Annotated in this window: 18 protein-coding genes; 7 read left to right on the forward strand and 11 right to left on the reverse strand. The window is 45.9% G+C overall.

From position 1 onward, the window contains the following. Window positions 1–71 precede the first annotated feature (71 nt). The gene (locus FRZ54_RS11450; protein WP_147031741.1) at window positions 72–1,184 is read left to right on the forward strand and encodes an AI-2E family transporter; all 1,113 of its coding nucleotides are present in this window, start codon (window positions 72–74) and stop codon (window positions 1,182–1,184) included. On the opposite strand, the gene FRZ54_RS11455 is transcribed toward FRZ54_RS11450, so the two are convergent. Next, window positions 1,177–1,479 (reverse strand): hypothetical protein, encoded by a 303-nt coding sequence (locus tag FRZ54_RS11455; RefSeq protein WP_147031742.1) that lies wholly within the window; start codon window positions 1,477–1,479, stop codon window positions 1,177–1,179. The genes FRZ54_RS11450 and FRZ54_RS11455 overlap by 8 nt on opposite strands. 92 nt (window positions 1,480–1,571) lie before the next feature. On the opposite strand from FRZ54_RS11455, the gene FRZ54_RS11460 reads away from it, so the two are divergent. Together FRZ54_RS11460 and FRZ54_RS11465 are read left to right on the forward strand one after the other, a co-directional pair. After that, window positions 1,572–2,495: an MBL fold metallo-hydrolase gene (locus tag FRZ54_RS11460; RefSeq protein WP_228462694.1), complete on the forward strand. Its 924-nt coding sequence runs from the start codon at window positions 1,572–1,574 to the stop codon at window positions 2,493–2,495. Between the two features lie 47 nt (window positions 2,496–2,542). Continuing rightward, window positions 2,543–3,400, forward strand: coding sequence for a TolB family protein (locus FRZ54_RS11465; protein ID WP_147031744.1), 858 nt, complete (start codon window positions 2,543–2,545; stop codon window positions 3,398–3,400). 7 nt (window positions 3,401–3,407) lie between these two features. On the opposite strand, the gene FRZ54_RS11470 is transcribed toward FRZ54_RS11465, so the two are convergent. Continuing rightward, window positions 3,408–3,905, reverse strand: coding sequence for a hypothetical protein (locus tag FRZ54_RS11470; protein WP_147031745.1), 498 nt, complete (start codon window positions 3,903–3,905; stop codon window positions 3,408–3,410). 323 nt (window positions 3,906–4,228) lie between these two features. On the opposite strand from FRZ54_RS11470, the gene FRZ54_RS11475 reads away from it, so the two are divergent. Beyond that, on the forward strand, window positions 4,229–5,254 hold the full coding sequence (locus FRZ54_RS11475; RefSeq protein WP_147031746.1) for a sterol desaturase family protein: 1,026 nt from the start codon (window positions 4,229–4,231) through the stop codon (window positions 5,252–5,254). Here FRZ54_RS11475 and FRZ54_RS11480 read toward each other — a convergent pair whose 3' ends face one another. The 3 genes from FRZ54_RS11480 to FRZ54_RS11490 are packed head-to-tail and all read right to left on the reverse strand — an operon-like array spanning window position 5,255 to window position 8,288. Next, window positions 5,255–6,268 (reverse strand): zinc-binding alcohol dehydrogenase family protein, encoded by a 1,014-nt coding sequence (locus FRZ54_RS11480; RefSeq protein ID WP_147031747.1) that lies wholly within the window; start codon window positions 6,266–6,268, stop codon window positions 5,255–5,257. It lies immediately after the preceding gene. A 1-nt stretch (window position 6,269) separates the two neighbouring features. Next, a complete protein-coding gene (locus tag FRZ54_RS11485) occupies window positions 6,270–7,826 on the reverse strand; it encodes an alpha-L-fucosidase (RefSeq protein ID WP_147031748.1) in 1,557 nt (518 codons plus the stop codon). A gap of 51 nt (window positions 7,827–7,877) precedes the next feature. After that, complete coding sequence (locus tag FRZ54_RS11490; RefSeq protein WP_147031749.1) at window positions 7,878–8,288, reverse strand: Dabb family protein; 411 nt, start codon at window positions 8,286–8,288, stop codon at window positions 7,878–7,880. Window positions 8,289–8,407: 119 nt separating this feature from the next. Between FRZ54_RS11490 and FRZ54_RS11495 the strand changes: the two genes are divergently transcribed. Then, window positions 8,408–8,896, forward strand: a complete 489-nt coding sequence (locus FRZ54_RS11495; protein WP_147031750.1) for a DinB family protein — start codon at window positions 8,408–8,410, stop codon at window positions 8,894–8,896. Here FRZ54_RS11495 and FRZ54_RS11500 read toward each other — a convergent pair. After that, window positions 8,891–10,444 (reverse strand): M20/M25/M40 family metallo-hydrolase, encoded by a 1,554-nt coding sequence (locus FRZ54_RS11500; RefSeq protein WP_147031751.1) that lies wholly within the window; start codon window positions 10,442–10,444, stop codon window positions 8,891–8,893. The genes FRZ54_RS11495 and FRZ54_RS11500 overlap by 6 nt on opposite strands. A 170-nt stretch (window positions 10,445–10,614) precedes the next feature. Here FRZ54_RS11500 and FRZ54_RS11505 point away from each other — a divergent pair, with 170 nt between their 5' ends. After that, entirely contained in the window at window positions 10,615–10,980 is a 366-nt protein-coding gene (locus FRZ54_RS11505) for a response regulator transcription factor (protein WP_147031752.1), read from the forward strand. Here the strand turns inward: FRZ54_RS11505 and FRZ54_RS11510 are convergent. From FRZ54_RS11510 to FRZ54_RS11530, 5 genes are all read right to left on the reverse strand, one after another. Next, window positions 10,964–11,728, reverse strand: a complete 765-nt coding sequence (locus tag FRZ54_RS11510) for a TlpA family protein disulfide reductase (protein ID WP_147031753.1) — start codon at window positions 11,726–11,728, stop codon at window positions 10,964–10,966. The two genes, FRZ54_RS11505 and FRZ54_RS11510, sit on opposite strands and share 17 nt — an antisense overlap. Window positions 11,729–11,779: 51 nt before the next feature. After that, entirely contained in the window at window positions 11,780–12,736 is a 957-nt protein-coding gene (gene gnd, locus FRZ54_RS11515) for a phosphogluconate dehydrogenase (NAD(+)-dependent, decarboxylating) (protein WP_147031754.1), read from the reverse strand. 119 nt (window positions 12,737–12,855) lie between these two features. Continuing rightward, window positions 12,856–14,172 carry a GntT/GntP/DsdX family permease gene (locus FRZ54_RS11520; RefSeq protein ID WP_147031755.1) on the reverse strand — a complete coding sequence of 439 codons (1,317 nt, stop codon included), beginning with the start codon at window positions 14,170–14,172 and terminating at the stop codon, window positions 12,856–12,858. A 15-nt stretch (window positions 14,173–14,187) separates the two neighbouring features. Further along, on the reverse strand, window positions 14,188–14,481 hold the full coding sequence (locus tag FRZ54_RS11525; protein WP_147031756.1) for a type II toxin-antitoxin system RelE/ParE family toxin: 294 nt from the start codon (window positions 14,479–14,481) through the stop codon (window positions 14,188–14,190). After that, window positions 14,478–14,690 (reverse strand): hypothetical protein, encoded by a 213-nt coding sequence (locus FRZ54_RS11530; RefSeq protein ID WP_147031757.1) that lies wholly within the window; start codon window positions 14,688–14,690, stop codon window positions 14,478–14,480. The genes FRZ54_RS11525 and FRZ54_RS11530 overlap by 4 nt, the downstream gene beginning before the upstream one ends. Before the next feature lie 145 nt (window positions 14,691–14,835). Here FRZ54_RS11530 and FRZ54_RS11535 point away from each other — a divergent pair, with 145 nt between their 5' ends. Beyond that, window positions 14,836–15,213, forward strand: a complete 378-nt coding sequence (locus FRZ54_RS11535; protein ID WP_147031758.1) for a VOC family protein — start codon at window positions 14,836–14,838, stop codon at window positions 15,211–15,213. Window positions 15,214–15,220: the final 7 nt, after the last annotated feature.

A 15,220-nucleotide genomic window follows, 5' to 3' on the forward strand; every position in this document is an offset into this window, starting at 1 on the left:
ACTGTAAAAGATTTATACTTATCTTTCACTTAGACAAAAATGCCGCCGGAAACCGGTAAACATACCAGCTTATGCCTTTAAAAAACTCCGCACATCCATTTTACGAAAAGCTTGCGCTTGTATTGGTTGGTCTTACTGCATTAGGTTACCTCGTTATATTGGGTAAGGATTTTATCGATCCGTTGATCTTTGGCTTCCTGTTTTCGATCCTGCTGTTACCAATAGCCGATTTTTTTGAGAAGAAGATTCGCCTTCCCCGCAGCGCTGCATCTTTTTTAGCCATTATAGCTATGGTCGCTTTTATCGGGGGCATTATTTACCTGGTAGGTTCGCAAATTGCCAGGCTGGCTGATGACTGGCCGATGCTGAAAAAGCAGGTGAGCGGGTCGATAGAGGATATGCAGGGCTGGATACAGGGCACCTTCCATGTCAACATGGAAAAGCAGATGGATTATGTACATAATGCCACCAACAAAGCCATGTCGTCGAGCACGGCGGTTATCGGTACCACTTTTGGCGCACTCTCGTCGTTACTCCTGTTCTATTCTTTTATCATCATTTTTACTTTCCTGATATTGTTGTACAGGCGATTGCTGTTCAAGTTTTTATTGCAGGTATCGGGCGATGAAAACCAGCAGATTGTTTATGATATAGTGGAGAACATACAAAAGATATTAAGGCAATACATACTTGGCCTGCTGTTGGAGATGTTTATCGTATCCTGCGTAGCATGTACCATATTCCTGGCGCTCGGTATCAACTACGCGGTACTGCTGGGCATTATAGTCGGGTTGTTCAATATTATTCCCTATATCGGTATTTTTTCAGCATTATTTCTCAGTTCGCTCATTACATTCGCTACCGGCACGCCGCAGGATGCATTATGGGTGGCGATCAGCGTGCTGGGCATACATATAATCGATTCAAATGTATTGCTGCCGATGGTAGTTGGCTCGAAAGTGAGGTTGAATGCGCTCATCTCGTTTCTCGGGATTGTCATCGGCGAGCTGATATGGGGCTTGTCAGGTATGTTCCTGGCGATACCGGTAATCGCAATGCTAAAAATTGTTTTTGACAGGCTCGAAACCCTTAAAGCGTGGGGGCTGCTGCTGGGTGCAGACTATGAGCCACCGAAAATAACAGGCAAGCGACTGAAAAAGCCAAAGACCGATACTTCTATTTAACCAGGTCGGTTATACGGGTATAAAGCGTAACACAATAGATCATCAGGACAACTGTATTGAGCACTAACAGCCAGTTCCAGTCGGTTTTGGTATATTTTTGTTTAGCGCAGGTGATGAACAAGGCCGCAAAACCTGCCAGTAACAACGCCGGAAAAACCAGCGTCCATTTATTATTCCCGATAAAGTAAAGATGTGTTATTTTGCTGCTATCCTGGTAAAGGGTGAAAGCGCCAAGTAACAGCAGGACAAAAAATATCCGGGTAACGGCTTTAACGACGATCTGGCTGGTTTTCATGCCGCGAAATTAAATAAATTGACATTAATGTACTGTGGTTGCTTATTTTTAGCCGTAAATAATTGGGGATGATACACCGCCTTTGCATATTCATGTTGACGCTGCTTTTCAGTACAGCGGTTTTTGGCCAGGATGGAAAGGGTTCTTTCAGTATAGTTCCGCTTGGTGTAAAAGGCGGGATAGACGAGAGTAACCTGTCGGCCTACATGTTTGCCCCTGCAGGCAGCAATAATTATGTATGTCTCGATGCCGGGACGTTGCATGCAGGTATTCAAAAAGCCGTTGATAATAAGGTTTTTAATATTTCTGCCGAACAAGTATTAAGGAAATACATCAAAGGCTACCTTATATCGCACTCGCATTTGGACCACCTTTCCGGATTGATCATCAATTCGCCTGATGATACGGCGAAAAATATTTACGCTTTTGCTGATTGTATCGAAACATTCAAAACCCATTATTTTACCCGGAAAAGCTGGGCAAACTTTGCCGATGAAGGTGAAACACCGCAACTAATAAAATATCATTATAAAACACTTGTCCCAACTGCCGAAACACCTATCGAAAACACAGATATGACGGTTCAGGCTTTCCCTTTGAGCCATTCCAATCTTACAAGCTCGGCTTTCCTGGTCAGGAATAAAGACAATTATGTTTTGTACCTGGGCGATACAGGCCCCGACGAAGTCGAAAAAAGCCACAACCTGGAAGCCGTATGGCAAACTATCGCCCCATTGATTAAGGCAAAAAAGCTGAAAGCGATCATGATCGAGGTGTCGTTCCCAGACGAACAGCCTGATAAATTACTATTCGGCCACCTGACACCGCGCTGGCTGATGAAGGAAATGCACAAGCTTCAAACTCTGGCCGGCCCCCTCAGTGGCTTAAATTTGGTGGTAACGCACGTAAAGCCCCCACAAAGCAGCATCGAAAAAATAAAGAAACAACTGGCTGCCGAAAATAACCTGGGCCTGCATCTTATTTATCCCCAGCAAGGCAAGGCGATAACTCTTTGATAGTAAGGGAAATTGCTTATCTTTATTAGCACCTGATCCCCCATACAATGAAAGTTATTTTGATACTGATACTAAGCTGCTGCACATCCGGGCTTTGTGCGCAGGTTAGATCCTACGATTATGCCTATGAAAAGAAAAAAGGCATTTGTGTTTACTCCTTAGCCGGCAAAATGGAGGTGCTGGTTACCCGGGGGCACGATCCCTGCATATCGCCCGATGGTACAAAACTGGCTTATACAGTTTATAGCAAAAGCGGCGATCGCACGATAGGCGTTATCGACCTGAACACAAAGCAAAAGACCTTATTGCATACCAACAGCCATAATTGCTATGGCCCGGTCTGGTCGCCCGACGGGAAATATATCGCTTATCATGTTTTTGACGAACAAAAGGTCAACTGGTCAATAGCTGTCATTGGCAGCGCCAATGGTACGCCCGAAGTGATCACCAAAAAGCAGGAGCAATGTTATGCACCGGCGTGGAGAAGTGACAGCGAAAGTGTGGTAGCCCAGAACCTGGACGATATATTTGTTTTTGATCTCAGCGGCAATATTATTGACGATTACAAGGTTACCGACGTCGTAAAAGGTATTGGGCTGAGCAGTACAGACCGGGTTTTGTTTTCGCAAGATGGGAAGAAGATGATCTATACATGCGACGTTGATGAGCCCGGGTATGACGGGCCGCCTTCAGCCGCTTTTGTATACGACATTGGCAATAAAACGTCGGTAAGATTATCGCCTAAGGGATATTATGCAACAGGCGTATGGCTACAGGGCGATAAGATATTGTTTACCGGCGGCAAGATACAATCGATGGTATCCAATGTGTATACCGTTGATCTCGATGGGAAGAACTTCAAATTGCTGTTTGCTAATTGCAGTAATATATCCGCAAAAAGATAAGCGCTTTTTATAAGTTAATGGTGATGGTATTATCCGGTTTTGATGCATGCGCATTATTGTCGGTCACCATAGGCGCTTTCTTTTCAAGGTCGTCCAGCAGATCATTCAATTTGCCTTTATAGCGGTCGAGCGTTATAGTTTGCTGCCCGTCGTCATAGTCAAGGCCTTTGGCATCAACGCCGGGGCATTCCTTCAAAGCTGCGCACAGTTCTTTTAACCTGGCACGGTTAGCACCCGGTACCTTGATAACGATAGCATTTTCAGGCTTCTTTTTCGCGCCAAAAAGGTTGCTTACCTGGTCGGCAAGGTTTTTCGCCTGCGATGCTGAATTAGCAGCTGCGCTAACAGCGTTGGCCCCGGTGGCGCTTGCATTATTGACGCTGTTGGTCGCACTATTTACAGAATTATTAGCCTTGTTAATTGCGCGGTCAGCTTTATTTGTCTGTGCATTTGCAACAGCGACAAACAGGAATATGGTGCTGGTTAGAAAAAGTAATCGCTTCATAGTCAATTAAGTTTAGAAGTTAACAGAGCGTATGTGGCAAACGATATACCAAATCTATTAAAAAAATTAACCAACTGAAATAGAATGGGTTATATATTTTTATTTAACCTTAGGTTATAATTTTAAGATGCGGTATAATATAAATTAATTTGGAATTAGCATATTGTCTGTTTAGTTGATAAACGAAATTGTACAAATTTTTTTGCTGAGTTTGAGCCGCAAATGAGGTATGGGGGACGCTAACATTACTGTGTACAAAAATCCTCATTTTGGCGGCCGATTTTTTTATAAACCATTAAATTAGCGTCGACCAACAATCTGCCATGGAATTTTTGAAAGCAATATGGGACAATTTTACGGGCTTCTGGGGCCTGGGCGATCTGATAGGTATCCTGCAGTCGGGCAAATATGATGAACTGCTTACCTGGCATGGTGTAACGGCCGCGTTGGGTCCGTTGATACCGTTCATCTTATTGATCGAAATAATCAGGGGCGCGTTTTATAAACGGTTCAAAGTTATCCACTATAAAATATCTTTTTTTACCTATGTGCTGAACGCTTTTATCGGCAGGGTGATATCCTTTGCCATGGTGGCCCTTTGTATCGGCTGGTTTGCCAGGTATGCTATTTTCAAAACCACTTTTACGTGGTACTGGTTTATTTACGGCTATATTGTTTGGGAACTGGCCCATTTTGTTTACCATTTCCTGGCGCATAAGGTCCGCATCCTTTGGTGTTTGCATTCTACGCACCACGCGCCGGAATCCATGAACCTGTCGGTAACCTATGCTCATTTCTTTTTGGAGGCGCCTTATGCCGACGTGATACGTACAACCATTTGCATCCTGCTTGGCGTAAATCCGGGTATGCTGTTCGTTATCATGTTTATCGACGGCTTTTGGGGCGCCTTTATCCATATCGGCGAAAACCTGGTAAAAGATGCCCGTTTTGGCTTTTTAGGCAAGATCGTACTGACGCCTTCCTTTCACCGTGTGCACCATGCGCGTAACCCGGCCTATATGGACACCAATTATTGTAACCTGCTCAATATATGGGACCGCGTATTTGGCACCTATCAGCCCGAATACCGCGATATTCCTATCGAGTATGGCATCACCCGCCCGATGAAGAAAAATAGCTTCCTGGATGCTTATTTTGGCGAACTGGTCGCACTCGGTCGCGATATAGCCAAAGCGCCGGGTATTAAAAATAAAGTCCTGTACATTTTTATGCCCCCCGGCTGGAGCCATACCGGCGACCATAAGATGGCGCATTTGGTGAGGAGGAAATATTTTGAAGAGCAGGGACAGCAGGGCGAAGGTAATGCCACGCTTGTTGAGCCGGTATGATCACATCTCCACCATCGCTTTAATAACCCCTGTTTCCACCTTAAACCAATTAGGAAACTCGTCCTTCACCTGCTCAAATTTTGCCCGGTGGGTAATATAGGTTAGTGGGTCAACCTGTTTGTTTTTAAGAGCATTCATCACCAGTTCGAAATCAGCACGGGTAGCATTGCGACTGCTCATTAATGTTCCTTCGCGTTTATGAAATTCGGGGTGACTGAAACTGATCTCTCCTTTTTGTAGCCCTATTAAAACGTATCTGCCACCGTGGGCCATGTATTGAAAGGCGTTATTGATAGCCCTTTGACTGCCTGTCGCATCGATTACTACGCCGGGCATATCGCCAAGCGTTATCTCCCTAACCTGCCCGATAACATTTTCTGAAAGTGCGTTTACGATATGGTCGACTTTTAATTTGTCTTTGCAAAACGCCAAACGCGATGTATTGACATCCATTGCGATAACTTTCGCACCGGCAACGCGGGCAAATTCCATAGCCCCCAGGCCTATTGGCCCAGCGCCGATGACCAATACAAACTCGCCGGGGCGAACATTCGCCCTGCTGATACCGTGGGCGCCGATAGCCAGCGGCTCTACCAGCGGCAGCTCATCATAGCTGAGGGCGTTACTATGGACAAGCGAATAGGATGGGACAGACAGGTATTCGGCCATGCCGCCATCAATATGCACTCCGCAAACCTTCAGGTTCACACAACAATTAGGCTTACCCGACCGGCACGCAACGCAACTGCCACAGTTGAAGTAGGGGATGATGGTTACTGCTTCGCCCTTCCCGAACCCGGGGGCGTTGTCAGTTTCAATAATCTCCCCTGCCAGTTCATGTCCCAAAATGCGGGGGTATTCAAAATAAGGCTGCGTGCCTTCAAAAGCATGCAGGTCGGTACCGCAAATGCCGGTGCGTTTTATTTTGATAATGGTATTGCCGGGTGTTAAAACAGGTTCCGGCGCGGTCCGGTATTCAAAATTTCCGGGTTGCGTGCAAACAAGTGTATTCATGTTAAGTCAGATCGATGCCCGAAAGTTTCAAAGCATACGCGTGTTCGCAAGGCTTTTGCGATGGTAAATTAACTTTTAAGCCTTCATTATCCCTGCTATATTCAACTTTCCCGTATCCCAATAGTTCGATGTTCTCGATCTTCCCGGTTCGCTGGGCATTATTTTCAGCTAAGGGCTTTATCAGCAACTGCCCGTTGTGTGGCCAACCCATAAAAAAGGCATACAGCGTTTTGCCTTTGGTGGTAAAACGAATATCATTATAAGTAAGGTCAAGCCGTTTACTTTCGTTGAACGAGGTTCCGGTTGGTACTACAGCCGGCGGGCTGATGCCGTATATTTTCCAGGGCCGGGTTGCATAAATAGCTTCATTATTTACGGCCATCCATTTGGTTATACCATCCAGCGTAACCAACTCGTCGTTGTCCAGCATGCCGCTTGCCGGCAAAGGGAAGTTCAGCATCAGGTTGCCGTTGCGGCTCACAATATCTACCAGCATATCCACCACCGTTTTGGCCGACTTATAATGACCCACCGTATCCCGGTTGTAATGCCAGTCGCCTATGCAGGTATCGGTTTGCCAAGGCCGTGGCCAGATAGAATCGACCACGCCGCGCTCCACATCAAAAACACAGGTGCCCACCTGCGAATCTTCCGCCCGTTTGCTGGTATAAACAGACTGCGCAATGCCGCCGTTTTTTGCCGCGCTTTGATTGTAAAGGTGGGCCAGCATGCTTAAACCATGTTCTTCAAAAGGTATGGCCCCATCGCAATAAAGCAGGTCGGGCTGATATTGGTCCACCAGGTCTTTGATCCTCAGGAACCAATGCTTTTTCCAGCTCTCCGGAATCCCGTCTTCGTTCCAGGGAAGGTCGGTGTAAACTTTTGGCGAATTGCCGTACAGGCTGGCATATTGCGGGTTGGCGCCATCATATTTGATCCCAGCATAAGGGCCGTCTTTATCCGCACCTTTGCTGGTCGAGAACCAGTTTGGGCTTATCCAAAGATGGTCGCTGATACCGAATTTTAATCCGTGCTTTTGGGTCGCCTTTTTAAACTCACCGACGATATCGATCTTCGGACCCATTTTTACCGAATTCCAATGGTTATATTTTGAGTTCCATAAGTCAAAATTATCATGGTGCACCCCCATCGACATGAAATACTTGGCACCCGCCTTTTTGTATAATCCCACCAGGTGGTCGGCATCAAATTTTTCAGCCTTCCACTTGGGGATGGTATCCTTATAGCCGATCTTAGACTGGTGCCCGTAATGGGTTACAAAGTGCTTGTATTGGCCGCTGTCTTCCATATACATATTGCGGGCATACCAATCGCCTGCCTCTATGGCCGATTGCGGCCCCCAATGTGCCCATATCCCAAACTTGGCATCACGGAACCATTCGGGTATCACGTAGCTTTTTAATGACTCCCGTGTGCCTGTAAAAGGGCCGTCCTGTATAGCAGGGACAGTTTGCCCGAATGCATAGCCAGGCATAAACTTAAGTGCGGGTATGGCAAGCGCAAGGGTTTTAACAGCTTTTCTCCTGGATATTTTCATAGTTGGTAGATTTATATTAGCAGATGAGCAGAATCGGGCTCATTTTTTATATTAAACGTCCATCGCATCATATACAACAACTTTTTCCCACAAGTGGCTGCAGTTTTTGATAAAATCCAGGTGCACTGGGTGTGTCTGGTAAACCAATTGCCCGGCCAGGTCGCTGAACTGCATATGCTCTGATACGGCCCAGCTTTGATCCACTACATCGCGTTTCTCGGTTTTGGCTACAACGCCCACCCGTAACTCGCGCACGGTCTCGATTTTGGCAAGAGTTTTTACACCTGCAATTAACTTGTCCAGGTCCTCTTTTGATGATGGGTTCTTCAGCCAGAAAAATACATGGTGTATCAAAGGATATTTACTTTCAGCCGGGTTCAACGGCAAAGCTGTAGCTGCTGCGGTGCCGGCTACAACGGTTGCTGCAGTCGCAATAAATTTACGCCTGTTTGAAGTTTTCATGCTTTTGTCCTGAAGTTTAAAAGTAATGAAAAATTTATTGCCGAAAAGTTTACACAGGTATGTTGATACTTTTAAATGCTGAGAATGATATTTGAGCCGTAACCTTTAAAGATCAAATTATGGAAAATTCTGCACTATTCATAAAAATGGTATTATCTAACTGGCAAACACAAAACGGACGGCTTAGCGCGCTTCTTGATAAACTGAGTGACGAAGAACTCGCAAAAGAAACGGCCCCCGGGCGGAATACCGGCGTCTATTTACTTGGGCACATGGCAGCGGTACACGATGGTATGTTAACGATATTAGGTTTTGGCGACAGGCTTTACCCCGAACTGGATGAAGTATTTATTCACAATCCTGACAGATCAGGCCTTCCAAAACCTTCCACGCCGTACCTGCGCGATTGCTGGAAAAAAGTAAGCGAAACGCTGGAACAGCATATTAACGCCACGCAACCCGATGAGTGGTTCAAAAGGCACAATTCAGTATCCGAAGAGGATTTTTTGAAAGAGCCTCATCGCAATAAACTGAACATCATTATCAACCGCACCAATCACCTGAGTACGCACCTGGGGCAGCTTAACTACCTGTCGCCGCGATCATAAACCGTCGAATACGAATTTTTCCTTAACCACCGGTTTGCGCGGCAGCATATCGGGACGGTTTGCGGCCTGGTAAACGAATGACGCAACTATAATAGCGGCCTGTTTCAGGTCGTCCATCTGCAAAAAGTCGTAGGTATCCATGTTGGTATGGTGCGTTTTCTCCTCGTAATCCAATGGGTCCTGTATAAACTGGAACCCGGGTATGCCAACCCAATCGAATGACTGGTGGTCGGTAGAACCGGTATTGGCCAGGGTTACGGTTTTGGCATCAAGGTCATAAAAAGATTTGAACCATTGTTCAAATATGGGTTTTACCGCCGCATTACCCTGTGCGTAAATGCCCCTTATTTTTCCCGTGCCATTATCGAGATTGAAGTAGGCTGATACTTTTGCCTGCTCGGGTTTAAAAATACCCGTTTCGGCATTACCAAAATGATTCTTTACGTAGTTGTACGACCCATATAGCCCCTGTTCCTCGCCATCCCACAATGCAATGCGGATGGTTCGTTTCGGGCGAAGGTGCAATGAATCGAGCAGGCGAACAGCTTCCATCATCACAATACATCCCGCACCATTGTCGGTGGCGCCAGTACCCGCGTTCCACGAATCGAGGTGACCGCCAAGCATAACCACCTGCGCTTTTAATTTAGGATCGGTACCGGGTATTTCCGCAATTACGTTATGCCCCTGCAGATCGTCGGTATAAAATTTACCCTTTAGATTCATAGTCAGTTCGACAGGGTGCCCCGAAGCGATGAGGCGGCTGATCTTAAGCCCATCCTCGGCGCATATTTCGGCCTGGGGTAAATTTTCATGATCGGTTTTTTTCTGGCCCCCGAAACTTTGCACCGCAACGGTACCATCGCGGTTGCTGTTATCAACGAGTACTACGGCCAATACCCCGGCTTCCTTCATCTTATCCATAGCCTGCGAGAGCAGCGTAAGGTATTTAACATCCGTTTCGATCTCTTTACGCGACACCATGTAGAAGTCCTTCATGTTCACCAGGTTACTATCTGCGTAGCGGGTCGAATACTGTTTGAAATCGCTCTTTCGTTTAGCCTGGCTGCTTATCATCACGATCTTGCCGCTCAGTTCAGCTTTATGTTTATCGACAAAAGTGGGATCGAAAAGGCTGAAAAAACCGGTTGGATATACCTGCCCGTGTATTTCGCCGTTGGTGCTTGCGCTGTACGGTATTGCATAGCCTGTCATCATTTGTTTGTAAGGCGCACTCATCGAAATGCTGAACTCGGTTGTTTCATACCCTTTCCCGTATTCGCCCCATGCCTCGAGCCCGGCGTTTACCATGCCCCATTTTTTCATCGTTTCCGCGGCCCAGTTGGCTGCACGTAAAAAGCCCGGCGAATTGGTAAGCCTGGGGCCCGAAACATCGGTTATATTGTGTGCTATCCATGGGATATGAGAGTTGCTCATTTCCGCATTCCGTATTTGGCGGAAAGCGGCGGTGTCCAGGCTTTCCTGCTGTGCGTAAGCATTTGCAGACAGCACAGCCGCGAAGATAAAAAGGAGGCTAAAAGGTTTCATGTCAGGGGTTTTGTGTTAAGGGTATATAAGTTTAAAAATAATACAGTTTTCTGAAAAAAAGTAACCGGGCATAAATAAATTGGAAATTTCCAACCTTTGTGTATATTCGACACTATTATCGAAACTTTCTTATTATCAGCGCCGTACAAGAGCCAGCTAAACTAAACGCAATGAAGAAGATCCTGATCATCGAGGATGAAAAAGATATTATCGATATAGCAACGCTCATACTTGAGGACGAAGGATATGAGGTATCGAGCATCAGCGAGTACCCGGGTTTTGAGGAAAAAATAAATGACAGCAAAGCCGACCTTGTATTGCTGGACCTGAACCTGCAGGGATATCACGGCAAGGATATCTGCAAATACATTAAGGGTAATGATGACCTGAAGCAAACCTCAGTTGTGCTGATGTCAGCAAACCGGGATATCAAGGCTGTTCAGGAAGAGTCAGGCGCCGATGCTTATATCGCCAAACCATTTGACCTGGCCGATTTCATCACGACAGTAAGGACCAATCTTAATTTAGCTTCTTAAGTACATAATCTACATTTTCGGGATTGTTAACGACCCTTGCAATAACTCCGTCGCGGTTAATAATATAATAGGTTGGGTAGCCCGAAATCTTTAATTTTTTGCTGTTGTATTCTTCCTCGCCCGGAACAACCATATAGTCCATCTTTTTCATTTTAAGAAAAGGAATAACTTTCGCCGCGCTATCATTTACCAGGCTCACAAAAAGAATATCCTTACGGTTTTTATACCGTTTTACCAGGTGATTAAAGGCCGGGCGCTGCGTTTCGCAAGTGGAGCAGGCAACGAACCAGGTCTTTAGCACCATTATTTTGCCTTTGGTAGTCGCGGGATTGTATACATTACCCTTCAAATCGGTGAAATTGTAATCCGGTAGTTTTTTCCCTTCCCGTTTAAACGAATCATACGCCTCGGCAACCCAACCGGCGACGTTGTAATTCTTTTGTTGCGCAGGGGTTAGTTTATACAGCTGATAATAAATATTGCCATCGGTTGAAATCAGCCTGAGTGGGATATACTTTTCGGTCAGCATCAGTTGGTAGGACCGTTCTTTACTGATGATATTTGAAGCGTCATCGTAAGTAATGTAATCTTCGTAAAAATTCACATAATCGCCCACGTAATACGAAAAGCTGTCCATGTTTTTCAGAATATCCGCTGGTGCTTCAACCGGTTTGCCTGGCCTGGCGGATTGCCCGACGCAAAGGGTTGCAGTTAGTAAAAATAGAAATACCAAAGTCGACTTTTTCATGGTTTCAATTTATCGGCCCATTTGCACATTTAAAATCTGTACATCCGCGCATTATTTTTTATCTTCTTCGTACCCGCCTACGCGCCCGAAATGCCTTTCGTGTTCAATACCGGCATCGGTACCGAACGGATGGCCACCAAAACCATTACGCATCATGGCGATGGCTTTGGGCGATGTATGGTCCTTATCGCGCGAAGCGATCAATTGCATAACTGATTGTGAAATTACCGGTATCGAAACTTCCATCCGCATCGCATCGCTAACCAGCCAGTTCACTTCGCCGGTATCCTCCACGTACGATGGCACATTGAAGCCCTGCTTTTCATCATACAGCTTTTTCATTAACTCGATGAGCCAGCTGCGCACCACCGAACCGTGGTTCCAGGTATATAATATTTCGCTGATGTTCAGTTTCTCACGGTAGTGTTCCAGCAGGTCCATCCCTTCACCTATGGCCTGCAGCATGCCAAATTCCACGCCATTATGTACCAGTTTGACAAAGTGGCCTGAACCCGGTGCGCCGCAATGTGTGTAACCATTGGGCACGGCAATGTCCTTTAACAATCCTTCCACCTGGCTTACCGCTTCTTTTTCGCCGCCGATCATAAAACAGGCCCCGTTTCGCGCACCGCTGGTTCCGCCGCTGGTGCCGCAATCGATAAGGTAAATACCCTGTTCTTTTAGCTTTTCAGCACGACGGATGCTGTCGCCCCAGTATGAATTGCCACCATCGATGATCACATCGCCTTTTTCCAGCAGGGGAGTAAGCTGATCGATAACGATGTCGACCGCTTTCCCGGCAGGTATATAGATAAATACTTTCCGGGGTGTTGTTAATTGATGGATGAGCGCCTGCAGGCTGTCAGCAAATACCAGGTTATCCTGCGTTACGCCTGCCGGGGTGTGCATATCGTAACCGATTATCTTGTAGCCTTTTTCCGCTGCATTGAGGGCCAGGTTCAGCCCCATTTTTCCGAGGCCAATGATGCCGTATGTTTTGTTTTCCATGTTGTGGTGAATGATGAATGGTCAATAGCGAATGGTCAACGCTGAATGACCGTAGTCCATAGTTTTGTTTCAAAGATATGCATACCATGGACTATCGGCCATCGTCTATGGTTAAAAAATTATACGAATTGATTCAATATAAGTACCCCGACTATTCCTACCACCGACACGATGGATTCCATTACCGACCAGGATTTGATGGTGTCTTTTATCGAAAGGTTGAAATATTCCTTGAACATCCAGAATCCGCCGTCGTTGACGTGCGAGAAAGCCAGGCTGCCTGCACCAATGGACAATACCATCAGGTTGGGATTGATGGATGGGTCGTGCAATACCATGGTCGACATAATACCTGCAGCAGTAAGTCCGGCTACCGTTGCCGAGCCCAAACTAATGCGGATGATAGCCGCAAGCAGCCAGCCCAAAAGCAATGGTTGCAGGTGCAGGTTTTGCATGGATTGCGTAATGACGTTATTAACGCCGCTGTCAACCAATACCTCTTTAAATATCCCGGACCCGCCGATGATGAGCAGGATAGGAGCGATGTCTTTTATAGCGTCGACATATAACACGCCCACATCTTTCATACTGCGGCCCTGCATGGTACCCAGCGTAAATGTAGCGGTGATAATGGAAATGAGCATTACCACGGGCGCATCGCCGATAAATGCGATAAATTTATGAAAACCGCCCGTGGCGTGGTCGTTGTTAAGGTATATGGCGCTTGCCATTAGCAGGATAACCGGTAACAGCGCGGTAAAAAAACTGGTGAATCCGCCCGGAAGTTTATCATCAGGCAGTTCTTCGGCCCTGAAAGTTTCCAAAGGGGTCGATGGCATTTTTTTTAAGGTCCGCGCAAATACGGGGCCGGCTAACACAATAGCGGGGACAGCCAGGATCAACCCATACATCAAAGTGGTGCCCATATTGGCATGGAACATGCCTACCAATGCCGTAGGCGAGGGGTGAGGCGGCAAAAACCCGTGTGTAACCGACAAGGCAGCCAGCATAGGCAGCCCGATATAAACTGCGGGCAATTTGTACTTATATACTACCGAGAAAATGAGCGGGACCATCAGCACGAAACCAGTATTGTAAAACAGCGGTATGCCGACAATGAAACCCACTACCACAAGCGCCCATTGTATGTACTTTACTCCGAACAGGTTGACGAGTATATTGGCGATCTTTTGCGCGGCGCCGCTGGTGGCTACCAGTTTACCTACCATAGCACCCAGGATAATGATAATGGTTATCTCACCCAGCGTTTTGCCGAGTCCGGTTTGTACCGATGCTGTTATCTTGTCTATCGGAATACCCAACAATAACCCCGCTATAACGGAGACAATGATAAACGCCAGGAATGGATTGACTTTTGCCCAGCTTACAAGCAGGACAAGCAATATGATGCAAAACAGGATAGTGAGCAGGGCCATTTGTGAATAATTGGGTCAGCCGTTAAAAATTGGTTCTTGCCGGTTATCCCAAAAAAACAAAATAATTAGCTCATTTTCCTGTATTTCATAAAAGAAAGAAGTTTGTTTGGTTATTGAGCCAACTCGTATATCGGTTTTGATCGCAGATGCTTTAAACATATAAGGATTTTTAGCAACAAGATCAATAGTTTTATAAGCCTTTTTTAAAAACTTACTGGCCGCCTTTGCACCCCATCCGCTCTCAATAAAATTAGTTATGTATAAAAGTATTTCGGTAGCTTCTTCTGTGAAAACGACAGTTAAGCTCATCTGTTAGCGAGTATTTTTTTCACCTCCTCGTACGACTTGGTCTGTCCATTTCTCGCCTGCTCGCGGCCCCGTTCAATACCAGCCTTTACATGTTCAGGTAATTCTGTCCAGAAATCGGTTTCTTCTGTTATAATTGTGGCCTTTGCAGCTTTTGCAGCTTCAAGGAACAAACCCTTATATTTCTCATCAAAGTCTATTACCAGTCTCATCGTATTTGAATTGCTAATGATCAAAGTTAATCTTTTTAAAGCAATAACAAATTGATGTATTTGTTCAAAATCACCCGAAAGTATGAGCAGCGGCCTGAGTTTGTTTATTAGCTTTGTGTTGAAAAAAACGTAAAAAACAACCTATATGAAAAAAGTGACCGGCATCGGCGGCATATTCTTTAAATGCAACGACCCGAAAGCGATGAACGATTGGTATACCAAAAACCTGGGCTTAGACAACAAAGGCTGGGGGGTTAATTTCGAATGGCGCGAGCTGGATAGCGATGTGCAGGGTTCTACCGCCTGGAGCACCTTCCCGGCAAATACGAAATACTTCGAGCCTTCAGATAAGGATTTTATGATCAATTATAGGGTAGAAGATCTCGCGGGCCTGGTAGAACAGCTAAAAAAAGATGGTGTGACCATAGTTGACGAGATACAGGACTCTGAATACGGTAAGTTTGTTCATATCCTCGACCCTGAAGGAAACAAGATTGAGCTTTGGGAGCCGCCGGCAGAGTAAGCTTTGA

Origin of the sequence: Mucilaginibacter ginsenosidivorans (genome assembly GCF_007971025.1) — a bacterium.
In the GTDB taxonomy this organism is placed as follows: Bacteria; Bacteroidota; Bacteroidia; order Sphingobacteriales; family Sphingobacteriaceae; genus Mucilaginibacter; species Mucilaginibacter ginsenosidivorans.